The organism is Acinetobacter towneri DSM 14962 = CIP 107472 (assembly GCF_000368785.1).
GTDB lineage: Bacteria > Pseudomonadota > Gammaproteobacteria > Pseudomonadales > Moraxellaceae > Acinetobacter > Acinetobacter towneri.
The window spans coordinates 156,073-180,188 of sequence record NZ_KB849689.1; the positions used below are offsets into that span (position 1 = coordinate 156,073).

The following is a 24,116-nucleotide window of genomic DNA, read 5'->3' on the forward strand; positions in this document are numbered from 1 at the left end:
ACTCTAAAATTATGGCTTAATCGAACCATACAAGATTACTGTATTAAAGAAGTCATTCAGCCCTGAAAGCAAACTCTGCTATAGTAAACCCAGATTTTGGGGCATATAACAATGAATTTTAATTTTGAAATAGACAGTACTTGGTGCTTAGAACAATTAGTCAAAGATGGCAAAATTACCGAACGTGATCAGGCTTTGGTACAAACCACGCATCGTCAACGTGATCAATTAAAATGGCATCCACTACAATGGATTGCCAACTTTAATTTGGTCGATCAAAGTCATCCCCAAACCACTTTAACTTTAAACCGTTTATGCCAATGGCTGGCTGATAAATCAGGCTTGCCATTCTATATTATTGATCCGTTAAAAGCCGATGTTGCCGCTTTAACTGCTGTGATGTCGCAGGAATTTGCGCTGCGTAACCGTATTTTAGCGGTGGAAGTGACTGCAGATGCGGTATTAATTGCGACAGATCAACCTTATAAAAAAGAATGGGTTGCCAACTTAGAACATAGTTTATTGCCCAAAAAAATTCAGCGAGTTTTACTCAGCCCAGATCAATTACAGCGCTATTTGATTGAATATTACCAAGTGAGTCGCGCAGTACACTCATCACAAAAATCTTCTGCACATGACCGTGAAAATAAAGGGGTCGAGGCTTTATTGCAATTGGGCGATACCCAAAACCCAGATGCCAATGATCAACATATTGTGAAGTTGGTGGATTGGGTGCTGCAATTTGCCTTTGAACAAGGCGCAAGTGATATTCACCTCGAACCACGTAAAGACACAGGCAAAGTACGTTTTCGTATTGATGGCGTGTTGCACACCATCTATAACATGCCTGCCAATACGCTTACCGCAGTCATCTCACGGATTAAAATTTTAGGGCGTATGAATGTAGCCGAAAAACGTAAACCGCAAGATGGACGTTTAAAAACCCGAACTCCAAAAGGACAAGAAACTGAACTGCGTTTATCGACCTTACCAACGGCGTTTGGCGAAAAACTGGTGATGCGTATTTTTGACCCAGAAGTATTGGTACGCAGTTTTCAGCAATTGGGTTTTGATAGTCGTTTGTTGAATGAATGGCATGCCCTGACTGCACATAGTCACGGCATTATTTTGGTTACAGGCCCTACAGGTTCGGGTAAAACCACCACGCTGTATTCATCGCTAAAGCAATTGGCTACCGATGAAGTCAATGTCTGCACCATTGAAGACCCGATTGAAATGTTAGAACCGAGTTTTAACCAAATGCAGGTGAATACTGCCATTGATTTAGGTTTTGCCGATGGTGTGCGTGCCTTAATGCGTCAAGACCCTGACATTATTATGGTCGGAGAAATTCGAGATCAGGATACCGCAAATATGGCGATTCAAGCGGCACTGACGGGGCATTTAGTTTTATCGACACTGCATACTAATGATGCGCCGTCAAGTTTGACTCGTTTGCATGATTTGGGCGTGCAGCCATTTTTGACTGCTGCCACAATTTTAGGCGTTTTGGCACAGCGTTTGGTGCGTAAACTGTGTCCGCATTGTAAGCAAGAAGGCTCAATAAATGAAAAAGATTGGGAACATTTGACCTTCGATTACATTATGGAAATGCCTGCACAAGTGTTTAAACCTGTTGGATGCGATGAATGCCGTCAAACGGGCTATAAAGGTCGGGTCGGAATTTATGAGTTTATGCCGTTAAGTTTAGATACCAAACAGCTCATCAGCGCCAATGCCAATTTAAATGAATTACGTCAGCAAGCTAAAAAAGAGGGCATTGAACCGTTACGTATTGCGGGCGCACGCAAAGTTTTAGAAGGCATGACCACTTTAGAGGAAGTGTTGCGAGTCGTGCCATTAAATTAGCAGATTCAAACTTTTTACGATGAATTTTAAAAAATGGAAATCTTAAGATTCAGCTCATCTTGCTTTGTTTTAATCACCATAACGAAATGAGCAACACAAAAAGGTGAAGCAATGAAATTTACAATGAAAGCAATGTTGATGGCAGGTTTAATTGCAATGGCTTCAATCACCATGGCAAACGACAGCATTAACACCCAAGCACTACATCAAAATGTAACGGTAAAACAAGCTTTAAGCCTGAAAGATGACAGCAAAGTGCAGTTAAAAGGTTATGTGGTGAAATCTATTGGTGATGAAAAATATCAGTTCCGTGATAACACAGGCACTATTACGGTCGATATTGATGATGACTTATGGAATGGCAAAGCAGTTTCTGCCAAAACGCCTGTTACCTTAATTGGTGAAGTGGATATTGATCACAAGCCTACAAAACGTATTGAAATAGATGTGGATCAAGTTCGTTTCTAAATCTACGCTGTGTAAAACAGCATTAGTTGCTACACAAAACTGATTTCACTCAAAAACCACATACGCTGTAAGGTGTATGTGGTTTTATCATGTAAAGTATTTTGAAATCATAAAATTTTGAAGCATAAATAACAGAGGAAGATATGCGCTTACTCTTGGCTGAAGACGATGTATCACAAGCAGAAAGTATAAAAACTTGGCTGGAAATGGATGGTTATAATGTCGATTGGGTTGAACGTGGTGATCATGCCATTTTAGCGATTCAGCAGCATCATTATGATTGTGTGTTGTTAGACCGTGGGTTGCCTAAAAATAGCGGTGATGAAATTCTGCACGCTTTACGACAGCAGCAACAGGACACACCTGTTATTTTTATTACTGCGCGCGATAGTATTCAAGATCGGGTACAGGGACTTGATTTAGGTGCCAATGATTATTTGGTCAAACCGTTTAGCCTTGAAGAACTATCGGCGCGGGTACGCAGTCAGTTACGCAGTGCGCAAAGTCATCCGACACAGCAGCTTGAATTTGCCAACTTGGTTTTAGATACGCAAAGCAAACAAGTGAAAGTGGATGATCAACAGGTCAATTTAACGGCCAAGGAATTCCAGATTTTACATAAACTGATGCAAAACCCGCAGCATGTGGTGACTCGTGAACAGCTCGAAGAGTCTTTATATGCATGGGGCGATGAAATTGAAAGTAATGCGATTGAAGTATTTATTTATCAATTACGCAAAAAAATTGGCAGTAGCCGCATTAAAACCATCCGAGGTTTAGGCTATCGTATGCAGCAAGATAACTAATTCAGTTTGATCTCCGCATGTCTAAACAGGTCATTTCTTTACAGTCCAAACTGGTTAAAAGCTCCGTTTTAAGTTCGGTCTTGGCGGGTGGACTCGCCCTGATTTTATTATTGGCGGTTGCCAGTTATCAGACCATGCGCGTGCATGATGATATTATGGATGAAATAGCCGATATGTTGCTGCGAGCAGACTTGCGTGACCATGCAGGCAATCAGGTCGATGAGTTGAGTGAGCAATTTCATATTGCCTATCAATTGGGATTAGATGATCTGATTTTGACTACCTCTGAAGATGAACATGACATTTCTCAGCTTCACTTGTCTCAGCTTGCCGTGGTATCTGAGCATGGTTTTTCATTTCACTGGCAAGATGGACAAATTTGGCGCAGCTATGTGGCAGAGGAAGATGGCTTGCATGTGATTGTCGCGCAGCCGCTTAAATATCGCTTCAAGGAAATTGCTGCAACCAGTTTAGGTTATGCCGCTATTTTATTGCTGTTGTGGTTGCTGCAATGGGCCATTGTGCATTTTATGATTGGTCGTCAATTTAAGCGGATTCAGCAACTCTCCCAACAAATTGCAGAAAAAAATCAACATGATTTGACGCCAATTATCCCCACACAACCTGAATTGAAAGAACTGCAACCCATGCTGCAGCAATTGAATAAATTGTTGGGGCGAGTAGAGCAGTCTTTAATTGCAGAACAGCGATTTACAGCAGATGCTTCGCATGAATTACGCTCTCCTTTATCTGCCATTCAATTGCGTTTGCAGGTGCTAAAACGTAAATACCAACAACAACCTGAGTTGGCACAAGATTTAGAGCAAATTCAGCGTGATGTCAGTCGTGGTACACAAGTATTGGAAAATTTGCTGTTATTGGCACGTTTAGACCCGACAGATGCGGCATCGTTAAATAAAAGTGCGGTATCTATAGCAGACTTGGTGCAGGAAGTTTTACAAAGTCTGACGCCGTTTATTCAGGAAAAAGCCATTCAGATTCAGTCAGATATTCAACCGATACAAGTGCAAGGCAATCCTGAATTGCTATTTAGCTGCCTGCGCAACTTGATTGACAACGCAGTGCGTTATGCAGCACCTCAAGGACGTATTTGGATTGAAGCGAAACCGCATGAATTGATGCAGGAAATTTGCATCGCCGACAATGGTCATGCAGTGACTGATGACGTTTTGGCACGTTTGGGCGAACGCTTTTACCGTGCTTTAGGCAGTAAAACTCAAGGTTCTGGTTTAGGACTGTCGATTTGTAAGAAAATTATAGAGTTGCATGCAGGAAAAATTGAATTTTCACGTGCTGAACAAGGTGGTTTAAAAGTGCGTATTTTGTTGCCTAAAGCCCAGTTGTAAATATGATTGGTTTTAGGAAGCAAGTTAAAATTAGACAAGTCAGAACTTAAAAGCAGTATGCGCTGATTCATACTGCTGTTTCCACGTTTATTATTGTGTTGATTATTTTAATTATTTTGTGAGAATAAGACGATTGTTACGGGTTAAGCGTAAACGATATTCTTCGCCTGCATGCAAAATACGAATTTCGCGTCCTAGCGCAAACAAGTTATTTGAATGTAACATAGGTAGGGCATGCTGAGTGTCTGAATGACGTGAAAATAAATTAAATGGGGCGTTCATTTTGAGTTACTCCGTGGTGTGTAAGAATTGTTTTAAATGATAATCATTATCATATAAGCCTGTCAACGGATTATTTTTGATTTTATAAAAGTCTACAATTTGCAGTTAAACGTACATTGCAGAAAAGGAAACGGGTTCATGTCCAAGCCAAATATTCATGTGGCAATTGCGCTGTTATTTCATCAAAACAAAGTGTTAGTGGGTTGGCGCGAAGCCAAACAACATCAGGGCAATAAACACGAGTTTCCTGGTGGAAAAGTGGAAGCAGGCGAAACTCCTGTAGATGCCTGCCGCCGTGAGGTGTTTGAAGAAGTTGGTATTGGCATACAGCATTGGCATGCCTTTGATATTATTTGCCATGAATATGATGATGTGATTGTCAATCTGCATATTTTTCAGACTGCTGTACCTGCGGCTTTATTAAAAGATATTCAAGTGCCTTGGACATGGTTTAGCCGTCCGCAACTTTTAGAGCTGAATTTTCCGCAAGCCAATCGTGCAATTGTGCAACGACTGGCGTGGCAACAGGCTATTAAAGTCAGTGAAGATTTAAAACATTTAGCAAATTTGCCTAAGCAAAAACTGCTGTATTGGCGGGTTGAGCCCAATGCTGCCTGCAAGGTTGAATTGTCAGAATATTGCATTGAGCAACTGGGGCAAGTGATTATCAATTTGGAATTGTGGAAGCAATTAAATACGATTCAGCAACACGCCATTGCAGCAATTCATTTGAAACAATCGCAACTAATGCAATTCCAAAAGGGCGATTTAAAAGTCGGGCAGCGTTATATTGCAGCATGTCATGACATTGTTTCGGCACAACATGCACAGCAAATTGGCTGTGAAGCAATTTTGCTCAGCCCTGTTTTAGCAACTACTACGCATCATGATGCCACACCTTTAGGATGGGAAAAATTCCAACAGATTGCTGAGTTTGTCGATATTCCTGTTTTTGCTTTGGGTGGCTTAACTCAGGATGATTTTGCTACGGCAGAGCAGCATCATGCCTATGGCATTGCAGGCGTACGTTTTATTTGAATTTCTGGTTTGACAAATAAAAAATCGCTGATGTAATTACACTCAGCGATTTTTAGTTTATTAAATCATCGTCCTTACAAATCCTTCAAAGCTTGTTGGGCTTGCGCAAGGCTTTTGGCATTATTTTGTTGCTGTGCTGCTTTTTGAATGACTAACCACAATTGACGTTTCATGGCATCGCTTTGTGCATAGCTTAAACCACGACGTGCCAAGGCTTCTGCATTGGCAGGTTGCTTTTTTTGGTTGGCAGTTAAAGCCAAATATAAATAGGTTTCAGCCGCTTGCGGGGCAAGTCGCTGCGCTTGCAAAGCTGCTGTTTCGGCCTGATTGAATTGACCTTGTTTATAAGCGGTCTGGGTTTGCTGCATCAACTTTTGAAAAGCAGGCAAACTACGACCATCCTCTAATTTTTGTTGCACGGTTTGTTGTGGCACCACCACTTGCAACGATTGACGCTTAATTTCTTCACGTTCATAAGGACGAATCACCACACCTTCTGGTGTCGTCACAGTTTTAGGTTTTTCAGGCACAGGCTGAGGAGCAGGCGGTTCAGGTAAACTCTGGCAAGCTACAATCGTTGCCATCGCACCCATAGCGAATGTGGTGAAAAAAACTTGTCTTAAACGTGATAATTTCATAAGCGTAACCAATCGATATCCTCAAGTTTAATTGATATAACTGCCGCTTGAGATGACACGACCATCGGTATTGTCATCTGATACAGGTTCAGTTTCACGGATATAATTTTCGATACTGTCACTGGTTTCAGGAGCTGCTTGTTGAGTTTCAGTATCGGGTTGGTAAACGGGTTCAACTTGATAGTGTGAAAAACCACATGCGGTTGCCTGACGTGGTACATTATTACGATTCACTGGAATATACATCGCACCTTCACAGCCTTGTGCAGATAAATGCCCAGAACTGCGGTCAATCCAATGCCATTGAATTTGTTCGGTCTGACGTAAGTTGACAGGTTTTTGACGCAATTGCTGCATCACATTACTCCAGACAGGCAAAGCACCAGACGAGCCTGTTAAGCCTGTGACTTTGTTATCATCCAAACCAAGCCATACAACGGCTAAATAATTGCCTGAATAGCCCGCAAACCATGAATCACGAGTATCATTGGTTGTACCTGATTTGCCTGCCAATTTTAAATCTGTCGATAAGCTATTGTAAGCTGAACGACCTGTACCAGAACTCATCACTTGCTGTAAGCCATAATTCAAAATATAGGCGGCAGAAGGATCAATGGTTTGTTGTACGGTTAAACCATAACGATCCAGTAAACGTCCATTGGCATCGACTACGGTGCGAATCGCTTTGGTCGGATATTTAAAACCACCAGTGGCAAAGTTACCGTAAATGTCCATCACTTGCATTGGTGATAAATCTACCGCACCCAAGAAAATAGATGGATATTGCGGAACCGCATCACTTGGTACACCAAATTTAATGAGGTGATTACGGAAGGTAGATAATCCAAACTCCTGTCCCAAACGAACTGCAGATAGGTTATAAGACTGAGATAGGGCTTGTGACATAGACACAATCCCATGATCGCTGCCGCTATAATTACGTGGTGTCCAAGATTTACCATCAATTGGGATGCTGATTTGGCTGTCTTCTACAGGACTTGCCCAGTTATATCGACCAGACTCAATCGCACTTAAATAAATAATTGGTTTGAGCAGTGAGCCAACTTGACGTTTGGCATCCAAGGCACGGTTAAAACCCGTAAAATCTTGCGTAGAACCTACCGCTGCCACTAACTCGCCATTTTCAGGATGAGAAATTAGCACCGCGCCTTGTAATTCTTTTAAACGCTTTGGATTGGCTTTGCTTAAACGCTCAACCGATGCTTTAAAAGCATTTTGTACGTTGGTTTGTGCAATCGGATCAAGCGTCGTGAAGATACGCAAACCCTGATTGGTCAAATCTCCTTCTTGATATTCAGTACGTAATTGACGGCGGACAATATCTAAAAAGTCAGGGAAACGGGCAGGGCCAATGGTCGGTTTTGTAATGACATTTAAGGGGCGCGCAGTTTCTTTTTCATATTGTTCTTGGTTTAAATAACCCATCACCAACATATTGTTTAGTACAATGTCACGACGTTTTTTGGCAGCTTCAGGGTTGCGCCAAGGATTATATAATGATGGACCTTGTACCAAACCGACCAAAAAGGCTTGTTGTGAAATGTTTAGCTCACGCAACGGCATACCAAAATAAAACTGTGAAGCTAGACCATAACCATTAATAGAATAGTTACCGTTTTGACCTAAATTCACCTCATTTAAATAGGCTTCTAAGATTTCATCTTTGCTGTAATGTAGTTCAATCAGCATGGCCATGAGTGCTTCATTGGCCTTACGTTTTAAGGTGCGTTCTGGGCTTAAATAAAAGTTTTTCACCAATTGCTGCGTAAGGGTAGAACCACCCTGACGTTTGCCACCAGTGACGTTGCTGACAATAGCACGTGCAGTACCACGAATTGAAACGCCGTGATGTTGATAGAAATTACGATCTTCAGTGGCAATAAGGGCTTCAATTAGCGGTTTAGGTACTTTATTCAGTTTAATCAGCACACGATCTTCATTGTGCTGTGGATAAATTCCGCCAATCAACATCGGTTCTAAACGTGCAATACCTGTATTAGATGGTTTGGTGGCGCTCACTTCACTAATTTGATTATTGGCAAAACTGACTTTTAAAACCTGTTCAGGTTCGACACTGTCTCCAAAGTCAAAACCACGGGTATGCACAAATAAAGTATTACCATCGCTGACATAACTGCCTGATTTAGCATAATTATCTGTATTTTTATAGCCAAGCAGTTTCAGTTCTTGAGTAAAGTCGGTCTGGCTGACAGGTGCATTGCTATACACTTCTAACGGGCGTGCAAAAACCTTGGCTGGAATATCCCAACGCTGTCCTTCAAATTTGTCTCTGACAATATTATCCAGACGAATCAAGTAGATACTAAATGCAATAAATCCACCAATAACGATGATGCAAAATAGTAATGCAATTATGCCTATGCCACGCTCAGACTTCATAAATCGCGATAAGATCCTGATAAATTTTGCTAATCATGCGAAGCTTTTACTGAATTTGCAATAATTAATCTGTGACTGAAGGGAAAATATCGTCATAAAATTGAGCAGAAATGTAGTTTTAAAGTTTTTTTAAATCAACTAGGTTAGTGCTATGATAGGCGTCGAATCGTAGCGGAGCGATATCGCAGGTGCAAATTTCACATAAGAACTTTCGGAACATTGGACTGATTGGTCGTCCAGGCAAATATTCTGTTGTAGAAACATTATGTCTGATTCACGACCATATTTTAGGATTGGGTTTGCATCCCGTTTTTGATTCTGACACTGCTCAACTTGTACCTTATAACAATACCCAAACAGTTAGCCGTGCTTTATTAGGCGAAGTGGTCGATTTGGTGATTGTGGTGGGGGGGGATGGTTCATTGCTGCACGCAGCGCGCGCTTTGGTTAAATACAATACCCCTGTAATTGGTGTGAACCGTGGGCGTTTAGGCTTTTTAACCGATATTAAACCGACAGAAGTAATCTTTAAACTCGATCAGGTTTTGCAAGGACATTTTCAGTCAGACCGTCGTTTTTTATTGGAAATGGAAGTGCGCTCTAAAGGTGAAATCATTTATGAAGCGATTGCCTTAAATGATGTGGTGCTACATTCGGGTAAGTCGGTTCACATGATTGACTTTGAACTGAATATTGATGGGCAATATGTCTATCGTCAGCACAGTGATGGTTTAATCGTTTCGACCCCAACAGGTTCAACGGCTTATGCTTTGTCGGGTGGTGGCCCAATTGTACATCCGAGCATGGATGCAATTGCATTGGTGCCTATGCATCCACATACCTTGTCTTCACGCCCAATTGTGGTGGGTGGACACAGCGAAATTAAAATCAATATTCGTGAAAACCGTGTATTGCCAATGGTCAGTGCCGATGGTCAACATAGTGTTTCATTAAATGTCGGAGATAGTTTGCATATCCGCAAACATCCTTATAAATTAAATTTATTACATCCACCAGGTTATGACTTCTATATGGCATGTCGTACCAAATTAGGGTGGAATCAAGATTTTGAATCAATGCAACAGCAGGATGAATGATGAATATTGAACAAATGCTTGCCGTACTCGATCCTGAAATTGTTGGACGTTTAAAAACGGCAATTGAAATTGGCAAGTGGCCAAACGGTGTTGCGCTGACCCAAGAGCAACGTCAAATTTGTATGCAAGCAGTGTATGCGTGGGAAATGAAAAACCTGCCTGAAACTGAGCGTAGTGGCTATATTGACCGTGGCACTAAAGAAGAAGGCGAGCAGTGTGATGACGATCATCACAAGCATGAAGAATTTAAACCGATTCGTTTTGTTTAAATGATGCAAAACTGCTTTCATGAAAATTGAAAGATGAAAAAGACACCTGAGATGGGTGTCTTTTTTTGTATCTTCAATGACGTTTTAGTTGTGACGATTTTGCCAAAGCTGCTGTGCATTTTGCATTGCTGCCGCATAATCATCACAAACACCCATGGTATATAAAGCAATACCCATGGTTTCAGTAATGGCGACTTCACCATACTCATGAGTTTGCTGACCTAGCCAGACGGCTTTAAATACTGCCAAATCCAATTCTTCTTCTACAGGGCTACGGTTATCGGTCAGTTTAGGCAGTTCGTGTTCATATAAAGCGCCATTTTTGATGCCACAAATTAATGTCTTGGCATCAGGGTTGCGCTCAAATTCACCGCCTTCGCCTTTAATTACTGCACTGTTTTGATAACCCAACTGAAATGCGGCTTGTTGATGCGAACTGCGATAGGCAGGGTGAAAAATCGCCTGCATAGTGGCTTTGGCATTAAAAGGGTTGATTAAACGGGCAAGGGTATGAATGGGTGAACGTAAACCCATCACATTGCGTAAATTAATCAACTCACTCAAAATCGGTGAAATAACATCCAATGGTAAATAAGCAAAATTACGCTGTGCCAATTGCTGTTCAACGTCTAGGTCATTTTGGCAAATTGGATAATCTAAATATTGCAGTGCTTGTTCGGTATATAAACGGTTGATGGTATGCCCAGAAGCACCATGCATCACCACTTTATAGTTATGTTTTGCTAAAGTCAGCGCTGCCAATAAAAACCACGGATAATGTCTGCGTTTACCTGCATAAGATGACCAGTCTAAATCGACCTGAAGCGGTTTAAATTGCAGTTGATCACGGGTAGCTTGTACAAAACCTGCCAACTCCTCTACAGATTCTTCCTTCACACGCAGCAACATTAAAAAAGCACCCAATTGCACATCCAACACTTCATTGCGCAAAATCATCGAAAAAGCTTGATAGGCTTCATCATAGGTCAGTGAACGTGCGCCTGTTTTGCCTTTGCCAATAATTCGAATAAATTGTGCGAATGGATGTTCTGCATCTTTATAAATATTTCTTTTATTGGGGTTTGTATTTGGCATAAGCGAGTTCACACACATCTTTAGTTAGTATACTAGTGTATAAACTTCGGCAACAGTTTGCAGCACTATTCACAGCTTCAGCTTGTACGAGCTGCCACAAGTTTCATTGCATATCTGAAATGACGACTAAAGTTTGACTGTAAAGTAAGACAATCTGTAGGGATAACACATGACAGCCTGTATAAAAATGCATAGCATGGATACTATTGAAAACAACAATTGAAAAATAAAGGATTGGATATGCTGGCTTATGATGCTGATTTAGAATTATTTAGAGATAACTTCCGACGTTTTATGCATGAGCATATTGCACCGCATTATGCTGCGTGGGAACGTGAGGGCATCATGCCGCGCAGCGTGTGGAATCTGTTAGGTGAAAATGGCTTTTTATGTATTGATGTGCCTGAAGAATATGGCGGCTATGGTGTTCCAACGCATTATTCCCTAATGTTGGTCGAAGAATCGGCACGTGCAGGTTATAGCGCACTTTCTACAGGTATTTCCTGTCACTCTGAAATCGCTGCGCCGTACATTTTGCATATTGGTACAGAAGAACAAAAACAATACTGGCTGCCTAAAATGGTGTCGGGTGAAGTGGTTGGTGCAATTGGCATGACCGAGCCAGGTGCGGGTTCAGACTTACAAGCCATGCGTACCAACGCCATTTTGCAAGATGATCATTATGTACTGAATGGTTCTAAAACCTTTATTTCTAACGGTCAGCATGCAGACTTAGTGGTTTTGGCAGTAAAAACAGATCCGCAAGCACGTGCCAAAGGCGTGTCGCTCATGTTGGTCGATACTCATTTAGAAGGCTTTAAAAAAGGCACCAATTTGGAAAAAATTGGTTTGCATTCACAAGACACGTCAGAGCTATTCTTTGACAATGTCAAAGTGCCGAAAAATCAATTGTTAGGACAGGCAGGGCATGGTTTTGCCTATTTAATGCAAGAATTGCCACGTGAACGTACTGCGATTGCAGCTACTGCATTGGGTGCTATTCGAGGTTCAATTGATGTGACCACACAATATGTGCAAGAGCGTCAGGCGTTTGGACAAGCCATTGGTCAGTTCCAGAATACCCGTTTTGTTTTGGCACAGGCTAAAATTGATGAATTGGCAACCGCTGCTTTTTATAATCAAAACGTCGAATTGTATATGCAGGGCAAACTGGACGTCGAAACTGCAGCCGCTTTAAAAAGCTTTGCGACAGATATGCAAATGAAAATTGCCGATCAATTGCTGCAACTGTTTGGTGGCTATGGCTATATGACGGAATATCCAATTTCTCGTTTCTTTGTCGATGCACGAATCCAGCGGATTTACGGTGGAACCAATGAAATTATGAAAGAAATTGTCGCGCGTGGTTTATTGGGGCGTTAAATCAATGCCTTAAAACCCGAATGAATAAAGCTCAATGATCATCACCAGAGTCAGCCCAGTGCTGGCTCTTTTTTTATGAATTTGATCAGACTTAAAAGCAATGAGCTGATTGATAATTACACTTAAAAATAAAATTACTCCGCTTAGAATTAAAGATGTAAAAGGGAAAAGCGTAGTTACCCAGTTTTAGCAGTACGTTGTGCAAAGTTGCGGCTTAAATGTATAGATTGGTGATGCTTAGATCAACTGTATGTTTTTAAATCTGAAACACTGAAAGTTGTATTGCGCAACATTTGAAAGCTAACTATTGTTATACTATTTGCAAAATGTTTATGAAGGGCGACATAACAATGATCCAAGACGATCAGAACACAACGACTTCTCTTGATCTCGCTAAAATCCGTGAAGATATTGACTCTGTAGATCAACAGATTCAGCAGCTGATTAACCGTCGAGCACGACTTGCTGAAGCGGTGGCGAAAGCAAAATTTGCAGCAGAAGAGAGCCCGTTGTTTTACCGTCCTGAACGTGAGGCGCAAGTTTTACGTAATGTTATGGAACGTAACGAAGGGCCGTTGTCTGATGTGACCATGGCACGTTTATTCCGTGAAATTATGTCGGCATGTTTGGCACTTGAAGCGCCACAAAGTATTGCGTTTTTAGGGCCAATTGGTACTTATACGCATTCCGCAGTACTTAAACATTTTGGTCAAGATGCGATTGTGCGTCCTTTGCCTACTATTGATGAAGTTTTCCGTGAAGTGGAAGCAGGCAGTGCACACTATGGTTTAGTACCTGTCGAAAACTCATCTGAAGGTGTGGTGAACCATACTTTAGATTGCTTTAAATCATCGCCATTAAATGTGATTGGTGAAGTAGAATTGCGTATTCATCACCAATTCCTTGTGTCAGAAAACACTCGTAAAGACAGCATTAAACAAATTTATGCGCATCAGCAAACTTTGGCACAATGCCGTAAATGGTTAGATGTGCATTATCCGGGTGTAGAACGTGTGGCACTCAGCTCCAATGCAGAAGCAGCGCGCCGTATTCGTAATGAATGGCATTCTGCTGCAATTGCTTCTGAAATTGCGGCCAATATTTACGAACTCGAAATTTTACATAGCAATATTGAAGATAACCCAGAAAATACCACACGTTTCTTGGTGATTGGTCGTGAGAAAGTTCCACCAAGTGGCAATGATAAAACTTCATTGTTGGTGTCTGCACATGACCGCGCAGGGGCATTGCTTGAGATTCTTGCACCATTTGCGAAGCACAATATTAGCTTGACCAGTATTGAAACACGTCCTGCCTTGCCTGAAAAATGGGCCTATGTATTCTTCATTGACCTAGAAGGGCATGTCGAGCAAGACAATGTACGTGCAGCGATTGAAGAAATCCGTCCATTGGTGAAAGAAATTCGTGTCTTGGGTTCTTATCCTGCTGCCGTGTTATAACCGTATTTAATTTAGTGGTGTGCATGTTTGTCATGCGCGCCACATTCACCACCTAGTCAACTGGAAGTGTAAAATGTCGTTTGTCCCAGCCAATGAAGGCATCTCGAAGTTAAAGCCTTATCAACCAGGTAAACCAATCAGTGAACTTGAGCGTGAGTTGGGGATTACAGATATCGTCAAACTTGCTTCAAATGAAAACCCATTGGGCTGTTCAGACAAAGTCAAAGAAGCCGTTGCAGCAGAAATTGCTGAAATTGGTCGCTATCCAGATGGTGGTGGTTTTATTTTAAAAGACCAAATTCAAAAACAATTTGGCTTTGCGCATGACCGTATTACTTTGGGCAATGGTTCAAACGATTTGCTAGAAATGTTTGCTCGCGCATTCGTTTCAGATCAAGATTCAGTGTTGTACAGCCAACATGCCTTTGCAGTATATGCTTTGGTAACGCAAGCGATTAATGCTCAAGCGATTGAAGTGCCTGCCAAAGGTTTTTCACATGACTTGGATGCTATGGCGGCAGCAATTCAAGACAACACCAAGTTAATCTTTATTGCCAACCCAAATAACCCAACAGGCACATGGTTTGAAGAGGCTGAATTTGAAGCCTTTATGCAAAAAGTTCCTGCACGGGTGATTGTGGTATTAGATGAAGCCTATGTGGAATATTTTCCAGAGAACTTCAATAGCCTTAAATTCCTTGAGCAATATCCAAACTTAATCGTGAGCCGTACTTTATCTAAGTGCTATGGTTTGGCGGCGCTGCGCGTTGGTTTTGCTTTAGCTTCTGCAGAAGTGACCGATTATTTAAACCGTATTCGTCAACCATTTAACGTCAATCACTTGGCAATGGTGGCTGCGGTTGCGGCATTAAAAGACGAAGATTTTATCGAAAAATCACGTATTGCCAACAAAGCAGGCATGGCGCAATTGGAAGCAGGCTTTAAAGCATTGGGTCTGAATTATGTGCCTTCACGTGCTAACTTTATTTTGGTAGATGTAGAAGCCGATCCGGGTCAAACTTTTAATGCCTTATTGAAAGAAGGTGTAATTGTACGTCCTGTGGGTATTACGACCCATTTACGTGTTTCAATTGGCACAGAAGCAGAAAATGCCAAGTTCCTGCGTGCATTAGCCAAAGTATTGGGCAAGGAAGCGAAGGCATAAAACATGGCGCAACCATTGTTTGAAAAAGTTGCATTTATCGGACTCGGGCTAATAGGCTCGAGTTTGGCACGTGTAATGCTGGCAGAAAACTTAAGTCGGCATATTGTGGCATCGACCCGTTCTGAAAAAACGCTGCAAGATGCTTTGGAATTAGGATTAATTGAACAAGGCTTTAACAATCCTGTAGATGCGGTACAAGGCGCAGATTTAGTGGTGTTGGCGCTACCTGTGCAAGCCACAGAAAAAGTCTTGCGATTAATTCAGCCACATTTGGCAGATAATGTAATTCTGACCGATGTAGGCAGCACCAAAAGCAGTGTCGTGGCTGCAGCCAAAGCGGTTTTTGGAGAACATTTACCTGCAGGTTTTGTACCCGGGCATCCAATTGCTGGGGCAGAGCATACAGGCGTGCATGCAGGCAAGGTTGATTTATTTGCCAATCACAAAGTCATTTTGACACCATTGCCAAGCAGTGCGACGTGGGCAGTCAATAAACTGATTCAAATGTGGGAAAGCGCCAAAGCCGAAGTAATTTGCATGGATGTGGAAAAACATGATGAGGTATTGGCATATACCAGTCATCTTCCACATTTAATGGCCTTTAATTTAGTCGAACAATTGGCAAATCGGGAAGATAATTTAGACATTTTCCGCTATGCTGCGGGTGGCTTTCGTGACTTCTCACGTATTGCTGCTAGCGATCCACAAATGTGGCATGACATTTTCTTTGCCAATAAAACTGCATTGTTAAAAGCGGTGGATGGCTTTGAAAGTCAACTCGCGATTATTCGCCAACTGATTGAACAAGAAGACTCGCATGCTTTAATGGGCTTGCTTGGACATGCACAAGCGGCACGACAGCATTTTAATCATATGCTCGCCAAGAAACCTTTTATGGAGAACAATAACGTGACACAACAATTTACGATTTTGCCGGGTGCTAAGACTTTCCAAGGTAAATTTACCGTACCGGGTGACAAATCTGTGTCACATCGTTCCATTATGTTTGGTGCAATTGCCGAAGGCACTACGCATGTGACAGGTTTCCTTGAAGGTGAAGATGCATTGGCGACTTTGCAAGCATTTCGTGATATGGGTGTGAGCATTGAAGGCCCTAAAAATGGTGAAGTCACCATTCATGGCGTAGGCATGCAAGGTTTAAAAGCACCTGCAAGCGCAATTTATATGGGCAACTCAGGCACATCTATGCGTTTGTTGGCAGGCATGTTATCTGCACAGCAGTTTGATTCTGTTATGACTGGTGATGCGTCATTGACCAAGCGTCCAATGGAGCGTATTGCAAAACCATTGCGTGAAATGGGTGCGCAAATCCAAACGACAGGTGAACGTGGCACACCGCCAGTATCTATTACAGGTGCGCAAGCGCTAAAAGGTATTCACTATGATTTACCAATGGCATCTGCACAGGTGAAATCAGGTATTTTATTGGCAGGGCTTTGGGCAGAAGGTGAAACTTCAGTGACTGAGCCTGAACCAACGCGTGACCATACCGAACGTATGTTACGTGCATTTGGTTATGAAGTGAAAACTGAAGGTAACCGTATTTCATTGCAAGGCGGCGGTAAATTGGTGGGTACAGATATTCAAGTACCTTCTGATATTTCATCTGCGGCATTCTTCATGGTGGGTGCAGCCATTACAGAAAATTCAGATGTAACCTTAGAAGCGGTGGGCATTAACCCAACCCGTACAGGTGTGATTGAAATTCTGAAACAAATGGGTGCAGACCTGAGCGTGGAAAATGAACGTATTGCAGGCGGTGAACCAATTGCAGATATTCGTATTCGTGGTTCACGTACTTTAAAAGGGATTCATGTTCCTGAAGATCAAGTGCCATTGGCGATTGATGAATTTCCTGCATTGTTCATTGCTGCAGCTTGTGCTGAAGGTCAAACTGTACTGACAGGTGCTGCAGAATTGCGCGTAAAAGAATCAGACCGTATTCAAGTGATGGTAGATGGTTTAAAAACCATGGGCATTGACTGCACACCAACTGACGATGGCATCATCATTCAGGGTAAAGGCAAAGCAGGCGACTGGTCAGCGATATTTACAGGCGGCGAGATTGAATCACATCATGACCATCGTATCGCCATGAGTTTCTCTATGGCAGGCTTGCGTACTTCTGGTGAAATTAAAATTGTAGGTACAGAAACAGTAGCAACAAGTTTCCCTACCTTTACTGAGCTTGCAGGTGTGGCAGGTCTGAATATTCAAGTGACAGAATAAGCCAAAACGATAGGGGCTGCGATGAAGAGTCGCAAAGCCTAGACTTTATGCTGAAACAGCCAAGCTTTTGCTTGGCTGTTTGCGTTTTATTGCTTATGCTAAACCCATACAAGAAAAAAGCCTTTGGGTTCGAGCATGCGCAAATTAAAATTTATGGCGAATTGTGAAAATAAACAAGAGTTACAAGATTGCACTCTGGCACAGAATTATGTGGCGAATTTACTTTCACAAAACTTATCTCATTATGGCTTTCAAACGTTGCCGCAGAGTGGTGCACAAGTCGCTGTAAGTGTAGATCAACATGCGCTGCCTTTGGCAGTAAACTGTCAAAGCCGTGGTGAAGATGGGCATCTTGTTTGTGAAATTACTTCATACCCAAATGAGGAACAAGACTGGCTAGAACGAATTACCGAGCAAAGTTTATTAAATCAATTGGCGCAAGCGGTAGAAAATACTCTGAAAGAAGACCAATCTTTTAGTGAGTTTGAATGGAAAGGTTAAACCAAGCTGCAAAGACGTTGGATGTTTAAAATTTATACTTGATTTTTAAATTAAAAATAGGGTCTGTTGACATTTCATAAAGGCAGCCACAGATAAATACAAGCTAAGGCAACTGCGCTTCGAAAGTTTCGCTTTAGTTTATCAAACCGTGTAGCAATTCCTCGGAATTGCTACAAACGGCAAAAAGCATTCTCAACTAAGTGTCTGATTTTATATAAATACCAGTCCATATGATCATTACTTGATTTCGTGTTTGATTTCTTCGGTATATTCGCTTTAGCACTTTAATTTTTAATCTGCTCTCTTAATATTTCAGAATCATAGCCTTTATCCATACAGACTATTTCAGTGTCAGTTAAATCTAATTGTTCGACTAAAATAGGGGCAACTTTGACATCATGGGTGGTTCCATCTGAAATAATAAATTCGATCGGGTTACCGTGAGAGTCAATAGCTAAGTGAATTTTAGAACTATTACCCCCAACACTTTTTGAAATATCCTGATTAGGGATTTCTGCTGAATGTTGGTGTGCTCTAACATGAGTAGCATCAATAAATATCCATTCACGATCAGCGTTCTCTGAGAATATTTTAAATATTTTCATTATCTTATCTTTATTAGACCAGCGATTGTACTTTTTAAAAATTGAGTTTAGATTACCAAAAACCTCGGGTAAATCTCTCGAAGGGCATCCTGTTCTAATACGATATAGGATTGCCTCAAAAAAATTTCTCAAATTTGATTTGAGATAAATATTAAAATTGCGAGAATAGCTTTTAACTTAGACCAGTGTTGATCATTCAACATTTTACGAGGTATAGCGAGTAGTGAATTTGGTTTGGCGATTGAATTTTACTATCTCGCTATTTTTTATACAGCAAATGTCAACAGATCCTATTCATTTTTTAATTGAAATGTCATCTAAATGACACATCGCAACCGTATATTAAGCAGCAAGAACAATACAACAAAATAATTTTTATTTAACCCGCTTAATTTGGGAGAGTTAAGTGGGTTTTTTATTGCCTAGAGAAATGTTGCAAGTACTATAAAAAAAATAAGCTCAACTGATCAGAGTGAATCAATGTTTTTTTAAAGCAGACACTGAAATAAAAGCACCTCAGCCTCCACGTTGGATTGATCTAAGAGATCATCTTCTAGCAATACAACGCAACGTGTTTTTCCGATAGGGTTAAACAAAAACACGCATTGGAGTTTGTTGAAAGCTGCTGCTATAGTGAGCGCAGTATTTTTTATTTAGGTGGTTTATGCTCGCTTTAATTTCTCCAGCCAAGACTTTAGATTATGAAACTGCATTACCAAGCGATGAATATACTCAACCTAGATTACTTGAACATTCACAAGAGTTAATTGATGTAGCGCGTAAACTTTCTGCTACTGAACTTGCCAGTTTAATGAGTGTGAGTGAAAAAATTGCCACTTTAAATGTCGAGCGTTTTCGTGACTGGCAAGCAGAATTTGATCTTGCCAATGCGCGTCAGGCCATGTTTGCTTTTAAAGGTGATGTGTACACAGGCTTAGATGCTTATAGTTTGTCTGCTGCAGATATTGAGTTTGCTCAACAACACCTGCGTATGCTTTCTGGCTTATATGGCTTATTGCGTCCTTTAGATTTAATGATGCCGTATCGTTTGGAAATGGGCACTAAGTTGCATAATGCGCGCGGTGAAAATTTGTATCGTTTCTGGGGCGATATCATCACCAATTTAATTAACCAAGATTTAAAACATAACCAGTCGGCATTATTAGTTAATCTAGCTTCCGATGAATATTATAAGTCGGTGCAGGAAGCAAAAATTCAGGCTGAAATTATTAAACCTGTATTTTTAGATCAGAAAAATGGTAAATATAAAGTCATCAGTTTTTATGCCAAAAAAGCCCGTGGTTTGATGGCACGTTTTATCATCGAGAATAAATTAGAACGCGCAGAAGACTTAAAAGCATTCAATAGTGAAGGTTATTATTTCGATGCAGACAGTTCTTTAAAAGGCGAATTGGTCTTTAAACGTGACGAGCAAGCCGCCTAACTGTCGGTTTAATCGTTGAATCTCCCATCATGCTAACCTATGGCAGATAGGGGCGAGACTGACCAATCTCCTGTTTGTACTCTTAAAGCTGTTTAAAGGCTTCTATGGCACGTAATCGGCTAAGTTTTAAATCTACAATTGGATGCGGATAATCCAGTTTTAGATTTGGATTTTTCGCATATGGTTCATGAATATTTTTGGCATCTAAATGAGCCAGTTTAGGTAGCCATGTGCGAATATAATCACCATTGGGGTCAAACTTTTGTGATTGGCTCACAGGGTTGAAAATCCTAAAATAGGGCACTGCATCTGTACCAGTCGAGGCACACCATTGCCAGCCACCGTTATTGGCAGCCAAATCACCATCAATTAAATGTTGCATAAACCACTGTTCGCCCAAGCGCCAGTCAATTAACAGGTTTTTGCACAGAAACATTGCGCAAATCATTCTGACTCGATTATGCATCCAGCCCGTTTGCAAAAGTTGTTGCATGCCTGCATCCACAATGGGGATGCCTGTTTTTCCTTGTTGCCATGCTGCTAAACCTGCAGGATCATTTCGCCACGCCACCTGTGCGGTCTGATCTTTAAAAGGGCGGTGCTTTGAAACTTTGGGATAATCAAACAAAATATGTTGATAAAACTCACGCCACAGTAATTCATCTAACCAAGTTTGTTGCCCTGTATTTTCAAGATGAAAATGTCCTTGTGAATGCGCAAAAACCGCAGCCAGACATTGCCGAATGGAGAGAATGCCACAGTTTAAATACGCAGATAATTGGCTGGTACCAGACAACGCTGGAAAATCACGCTGTTGCTGATAATCTTGCATTTGTTCACGCGTAAAATCATCCAACAATTGCTGTGCATGTTGTTCCGTGACTGCCCATAAATTTTGTTGTGCCGTTGGAAGTGGGTCGAAACCTAAGTGTTCTAAACTTGGTACAGTAGAGAGATATTGTTCAGGAAGTTGGATCGACGTTTGAGCTTGTGGCAGAGGAAAGCAACGCGGAATACTGACACTCAACTGTTGATAGGCATACTTTTTAAATGCACTGAATACCTGATAAGGTTTCATGCTCTGATTGCGCACCGTACCCACAGGAAAAAGCGTACGGTCATGGTACAAAATCAAGTCCTGACCGTGTTGGTTTAAGGTTTGTTGAACTTCAAGATCACGTTTTAGTTCATTCACTCCTAATTCAATATTGGCATAAATATTTTGAATCGGATGTGAGTCTTTTAATGTTTGGCATAGTTGGAGCAGCATTTGTGCAATGTCAGTCCAAGATGGTGTAATTTGAACAATCAGTGGGATATTGAGTTGTGCGAGTTCGTCTTTTAGTGCATTTAATTGACGCAAGTAAAAGTCAATTTTAATGGGCGCATCGTGATGTAAACGATATTGCTGAGGCGAAAGAATCACCACGCCAATACAAGCTCCTGCTTGGCTAGCATGCCAAAGCGCGGTGTGATCTGAAATTCTTAAATCTTGTCGGAACCAAACTAAATTATAGTTTTGCATGGGAAGAATGCTTGATGTGAGCGCTAGAAAGGTGACTTCATTATAAGCATGACTGGGTAAAATTGTCTTAAATGCGAAGGGTTTAATTGTCCAATAAAACGACAATGTGCTGTGTTGATTTTTCCTGTAATGATCTTTCCGCAATAGTCTGCCTGAAAGGATCTTTCAGTCATGTGCTTATCCTGAATTTTAGAATGACAAACAAAAAAGGCAAAGTAAAAATACTTTGCCTTTTGCTTCGATCAATACTGATCTTAGTGGTGATGACCACCCGCACCGTGTACGTGACCGTGATCTAATTCTTCTTGAGAAGCTTCACGGATTTCAACGATTTCAACTTCAAACGTTAAATCTTGACCAGCAAGCGGGAAGTTTGCATCAACAATGACGTTGTCGCCTTCAACTGCTTTTACAGTTACGATTTGAACGCCATCATCAGTTTGCGCTTGGAACTGCATGCCTGCTTGGATGTTGTCTACACCTTGGAACATTTGTGCAGGAACTTCTTGTACTAAGTCTGGGTTGTATTCGCCATAACCTTCAGCTGCAGGCACATTTACAGTAAATTTTTCACCTACTGTTTTACCTTCTAACGCTTTTTCTAAACCAGGGATGATGTTACCTGCACCATGCAAATAGGCAAGTGGTTCACCTTGAGATTTGTCGAGAGTTTCACCCTCTGCGTTAGTCAATGTGTAGTGGAAAGAAACCACGAGGTCATTTGCAATAGCAGTCATGTTATTGATCCATTCAATTTTTTAAGGGTACATCATAAAGTGAAACGTGGAATTTGTTATAGACATTTCTGCAAATTCTTCACTTTTCCGAGTTTTTTATGACATTTTTTAGTTAATCGGGGCAATTTTTATAATTTCAATGCAAATTTGTGCGTCATACCTATAAATTTGCAGATTTTATTGCAGGTTCATTTTAAGCCCTTTGTATGATGTGTAGATGACAATAAAAAAGATGGGACATTGCCCATCTTGGTGATATTTAATTCTTGAGGATCATCGGCTTCTAACCGAGTGAAGTTTTCTCATCTTCTACAGGTTGATGGCTAAAGAAATTAAACAAACTACCAAACCACATCATGATTCTTTCAAAAATGTTGGCTTCAACAATGTTGACCTGTTCTTCAATCGCAAAGCTGTTAATCAATTGATTATTTTGATAGACGTGTACGGTTGCCAGTTTCATGACCTGTGCCAATGGCGCAGTCAGCAATTTTTCAGACAATTCAATATTGACATGCGTTTGTGTACGCTGTGCAGGTTCAAGTGTTTCTAATCCACCTTGTGCATTCAGAAGTTGTAAACGTTGAGTGCTTTGATCAAACTGCGCCATGTTAATTGCATGTGGCTGTTCATACAGCGATGTCGTCACAAACTTTGGCTGACTGCTTTCAATCTTAAACATGCGTAAGGTGGATTTCACCACAGGCAATTCTGCAATCATTTGTTTGGGTTTAATCGCGACTTCATTACGGGTATAGCTATAGGCTAAATTTAATAATTGATGTGCCACTTCAGCGCGTTTTTGCGCACTCTTGGTTCCCATCACCACCACCACTAAACGACGCTCAGGTGCAGCACTATCCAATGTTGGGCGGTTTGCAGTTAAGGCAAGGTTGTAACCTGCAGCTTTGGTGAAGCCTGTTTTTAACCCATCTACACTTGGGTCTTGTTTTAATAAAATATTGGTCGCACGGTGAAAGTGATGATTGTAGGTAAAACTAGTTTGTTTTGAATAAGACAAATAATCGGGTGTCTCAATCACTATCGCTTGTGCTAAACGTGCCATATCTGCCGCAGAAGAATAATGATTAGGCATAGTCACACCAGATGGATTCTGAAAATGTGTATCTTGCATGCCCAAAGCTTGCGCTTCCTGATTCATTCGGGCGATAAACTGCGGAACACCACCTGCAACACGTTCACCTAAAGTGAGTGCAGCATCGTTAGCAGACATAATAATTAAGCCTGCCAATAGCTGATCTATCGAAATCTGTTCACCTGCTTTTAGATACATTTGTGATTCATCCCACATCACTTGCTGTACCACAGGTGTTGCGGTCAAAATTTCATGTCGGTCTAATTTACCTGCCTGAATATCTTTGAGCACAATATAAGCCACCATCATTTTAGTGAGTGAAGCAGGTGCACGTTGTACGTGACTATTGTGCTCTGCAATCACTTGTCCAGATTGTGGGTCTAAAATTGCCCATGCTTTGGCTTCTACACTTTCAGCTTGAATATTCAATAATGCGGCATGCGTGATTGCGCTGCATAGCCAACAGAGCAGCGCGATCAGATAGATAACACGTTTCAAAGAAGTTCCTTATTTACACCAATCCATTGGTGTCACAATGGTTTTAAGCAGCAAAAACAATAACAATTGACTAGGGAATGCTATGCCTTTTTTGCTCAGATG

The 24,116-nt window shown here is 41.2% G+C and carries 20 protein-coding genes and 1 pseudogene; 13 read left to right on the top strand and 8 right to left on the bottom strand.

Annotated features, from left to right (window positions below; all coding sequences use genetic code 11):
- The first annotated feature begins 111 nt into the window (after positions 1-111).
- The 4 genes from F947_RS05085 (at position 112) to F947_RS05100 (ending at position 4,510) form a co-directional block, all read left to right on the top strand.
- Positions 112-1,869 (top strand): type IV pilus assembly ATPase TfpB, encoded by a 1,758-nt coding sequence (locus tag F947_RS05085; protein ID WP_004972956.1) that lies wholly within the window; start codon positions 112-114, stop codon positions 1,867-1,869.
- A 111-nt stretch (positions 1,870-1,980) separates the two neighbouring features.
- Entirely contained in the window at positions 1,981-2,337 is a 357-nt protein-coding gene (locus tag F947_RS05090) for a NirD/YgiW/YdeI family stress tolerance protein (protein ID WP_004972958.1), read from the top strand.
- Positions 2,338-2,480: 143 nt separating this feature from the next.
- Positions 2,481-3,143 (top strand): response regulator transcription factor, encoded by a 663-nt coding sequence (locus tag F947_RS05095; RefSeq protein ID WP_004972960.1) that lies wholly within the window; start codon positions 2,481-2,483, stop codon positions 3,141-3,143.
- A 17-nt stretch (positions 3,144-3,160) separates the two neighbouring features.
- On the top strand, positions 3,161-4,510 hold the full coding sequence (locus F947_RS05100; RefSeq protein WP_004972962.1) for a sensor histidine kinase: 1,350 nt from the start codon (positions 3,161-3,163) through the stop codon (positions 4,508-4,510).
- Positions 4,511-4,621: 111 nt separating this feature from the next.
- Here the strand turns inward: F947_RS05100 and hemP are convergent, their stop codons facing one another.
- Entirely contained in the window at positions 4,622-4,792 is a 171-nt protein-coding gene (gene hemP, locus F947_RS05105; protein ID WP_004972965.1) for a hemin uptake protein HemP, read from the bottom strand.
- Between the two features lie 138 nt (positions 4,793-4,930).
- On the opposite strand from hemP, the gene F947_RS05110 reads away from it, so the two are divergent.
- The gene (locus F947_RS05110) at positions 4,931-5,830 is read left to right on the top strand and encodes a thiamine phosphate synthase (protein WP_004972966.1); all 900 of its coding nucleotides are present in this window, start codon (positions 4,931-4,933) and stop codon (positions 5,828-5,830) included.
- A gap of 74 nt (positions 5,831-5,904) precedes the next feature.
- Here the strand turns inward: F947_RS05110 and F947_RS05115 are convergent, their stop codons facing one another.
- Positions 5,905-6,423, bottom strand: coding sequence for a hypothetical protein (locus F947_RS05115; RefSeq protein WP_026438375.1), 519 nt, complete (start codon positions 6,421-6,423; stop codon positions 5,905-5,907).
- 72 nt (positions 6,424-6,495) lie between these two features.
- Positions 6,496-8,889, bottom strand: a complete 2,394-nt coding sequence (mrcB, locus tag F947_RS05120; protein WP_004972968.1) for a penicillin-binding protein 1B — start codon at positions 8,887-8,889, stop codon at positions 6,496-6,498.
- 179 nt (positions 8,890-9,068) lie between these two features.
- Between mrcB and F947_RS05125 the strand changes: the two genes are divergently transcribed.
- Positions 9,069-9,986 carry an NAD(+) kinase gene (locus tag F947_RS05125; protein ID WP_026438374.1) on the top strand — a complete coding sequence of 306 codons (918 nt, stop codon included), beginning with the start codon at positions 9,069-9,071 and terminating at the stop codon, positions 9,984-9,986.
- A complete protein-coding gene (locus F947_RS05130) occupies positions 9,986-10,255 on the top strand; it encodes a YeaC family protein (RefSeq protein ID WP_004972971.1) in 270 nt (89 codons plus the stop codon). Before F947_RS05125 ends, F947_RS05130 begins: the two co-directional genes overlap by 1 nt.
- 84 nt (positions 10,256-10,339) lie before the next feature.
- Here the strand turns inward: F947_RS05130 and F947_RS05135 are convergent, their stop codons facing one another.
- A complete protein-coding gene (locus F947_RS05135; RefSeq protein WP_004972972.1) occupies positions 10,340-11,350 on the bottom strand; it encodes a glycosyl transferase family protein in 1,011 nt (336 codons plus the stop codon).
- A 240-nt stretch (positions 11,351-11,590) separates the two neighbouring features.
- Between F947_RS05135 and F947_RS05140 the strand changes: the two genes are divergently transcribed.
- From F947_RS05140 to F947_RS05160, 5 genes are all read left to right on the top strand, one after another.
- Complete coding sequence (locus tag F947_RS05140; protein WP_004972974.1) at positions 11,591-12,733, top strand: acyl-CoA dehydrogenase family protein; 1,143 nt, start codon at positions 11,591-11,593, stop codon at positions 12,731-12,733.
- Between the two features lie 350 nt (positions 12,734-13,083).
- Entirely contained in the window at positions 13,084-14,193 is a 1,110-nt protein-coding gene (gene pheA / locus F947_RS05145) for a prephenate dehydratase (RefSeq protein ID WP_004972976.1), read from the top strand.
- Between the two features lie 73 nt (positions 14,194-14,266).
- A complete protein-coding gene (gene hisC / locus F947_RS05150; RefSeq protein WP_004972978.1) occupies positions 14,267-15,358 on the top strand; it encodes a histidinol-phosphate transaminase in 1,092 nt (363 codons plus the stop codon).
- A 3-nt stretch (positions 15,359-15,361) separates the two neighbouring features.
- Positions 15,362-17,608 carry a bifunctional prephenate dehydrogenase/3-phosphoshikimate 1-carboxyvinyltransferase gene (locus F947_RS05155; protein ID WP_004972980.1) on the top strand — a complete coding sequence of 749 codons (2,247 nt, stop codon included), beginning with the start codon at positions 15,362-15,364 and terminating at the stop codon, positions 17,606-17,608.
- Between the two features lie 135 nt (positions 17,609-17,743).
- Entirely contained in the window at positions 17,744-18,109 is a 366-nt protein-coding gene (locus F947_RS05160; RefSeq protein ID WP_004972981.1) for a hypothetical protein, read from the top strand.
- 74 nt (positions 18,110-18,183) lie between these two features.
- On the opposite strand, the pseudogene F947_RS05165 reads toward F947_RS05160, so the two are convergent.
- Positions 18,184-18,929 (bottom strand): annotated as a pseudogene (locus F947_RS05165) (IS5 family transposase).
- Between the two features lie 449 nt (positions 18,930-19,378).
- On the opposite strand from F947_RS05165, the gene yaaA reads away from it, so the two are divergent.
- A complete protein-coding gene (gene yaaA / locus F947_RS05170; protein ID WP_004972986.1) occupies positions 19,379-20,158 on the top strand; it encodes a peroxide stress protein YaaA in 780 nt (259 codons plus the stop codon).
- Between the two features lie 82 nt (positions 20,159-20,240).
- On the opposite strand, the gene F947_RS05175 is transcribed toward yaaA, so the two are convergent.
- From F947_RS05175 to F947_RS05185, 3 genes are all read right to left on the bottom strand, one after another.
- Positions 20,241-21,683, bottom strand: coding sequence for a cryptochrome/photolyase family protein (locus tag F947_RS05175; RefSeq protein WP_004972988.1), 1,443 nt, complete (start codon positions 21,681-21,683; stop codon positions 20,241-20,243).
- Positions 21,684-21,937: 254 nt separating this feature from the next.
- The gene (gene slyD / locus F947_RS05180; protein WP_004972992.1) at positions 21,938-22,420 is read right to left on the bottom strand and encodes a peptidylprolyl isomerase; all 483 of its coding nucleotides are present in this window, start codon (positions 22,418-22,420) and stop codon (positions 21,938-21,940) included.
- A 283-nt stretch (positions 22,421-22,703) separates the two neighbouring features.
- Entirely contained in the window at positions 22,704-24,014 is a 1,311-nt protein-coding gene (locus tag F947_RS05185; protein WP_004972993.1) for a D-alanyl-D-alanine carboxypeptidase family protein, read from the bottom strand.
- Positions 24,015-24,116: the final 102 nt, after the last annotated feature.

Coding starts and splice junctions, on each gene's coding strand:
- yaaA (WP_004972986.1), top strand. CDS start 19,379: ATGCTCGCTTTAATTTCTCCAGCCAAGACTTTAGATTATGAAACTGCA.
- F947_RS05175 (WP_004972988.1), bottom strand. CDS start 21,683: ATGCAAAACTATAATTTAGTTTGGTTCCGACAAGATTTAAGAATTTCA.
- F947_RS05160 (WP_004972981.1), top strand. CDS start 17,744: ATGCGCAAATTAAAATTTATGGCGAATTGTGAAAATAAACAAGAGTTA.
- F947_RS05095 (WP_004972960.1), top strand. CDS start 2,481: ATGCGCTTACTCTTGGCTGAAGACGATGTATCACAAGCAGAAAGTATA.
- F947_RS05140 (WP_004972974.1), top strand. CDS start 11,591: ATGCTGGCTTATGATGCTGATTTAGAATTATTTAGAGATAACTTCCGA.
- pheA (WP_004972976.1), top strand. CDS start 13,084: ATGATCCAAGACGATCAGAACACAACGACTTCTCTTGATCTCGCTAAA.
- F947_RS05115 (WP_026438375.1), bottom strand. CDS start 6,423: ATGGGTGCGATGGCAACGATTGTAGCTTGCCAGAGTTTACCTGAACCG.
- F947_RS05090 (WP_004972958.1), top strand. CDS start 1,981: ATGAAATTTACAATGAAAGCAATGTTGATGGCAGGTTTAATTGCAATG.
- mrcB (WP_004972968.1), bottom strand. CDS start 8,889: ATGAAGTCTGAGCGTGGCATAGGCATAATTGCATTACTATTTTGCATC.
- hemP (WP_004972965.1), bottom strand. CDS start 4,792: ATGAACGCCCCATTTAATTTATTTTCACGTCATTCAGACACTCAGCAT.
- F947_RS05100 (WP_004972962.1), top strand. CDS start 3,161: ATGTCTAAACAGGTCATTTCTTTACAGTCCAAACTGGTTAAAAGCTCC.
- F947_RS05155 (WP_004972980.1), top strand. CDS start 15,362: ATGGCGCAACCATTGTTTGAAAAAGTTGCATTTATCGGACTCGGGCTA.
- hisC (WP_004972978.1), top strand. CDS start 14,267: ATGTCGTTTGTCCCAGCCAATGAAGGCATCTCGAAGTTAAAGCCTTAT.
- F947_RS05135 (WP_004972972.1), bottom strand. CDS start 11,350: ATGCCAAATACAAACCCCAATAAAAGAAATATTTATAAAGATGCAGAA.
- F947_RS05110 (WP_004972966.1), top strand. CDS start 4,931: ATGTCCAAGCCAAATATTCATGTGGCAATTGCGCTGTTATTTCATCAA.
- F947_RS05130 (WP_004972971.1), top strand. CDS start 9,986: ATGAATATTGAACAAATGCTTGCCGTACTCGATCCTGAAATTGTTGGA.
- slyD (WP_004972992.1), bottom strand. CDS start 22,420: ATGACTGCTATTGCAAATGACCTCGTGGTTTCTTTCCACTACACATTG.
- F947_RS05085 (WP_004972956.1), top strand. CDS start 112: ATGAATTTTAATTTTGAAATAGACAGTACTTGGTGCTTAGAACAATTA.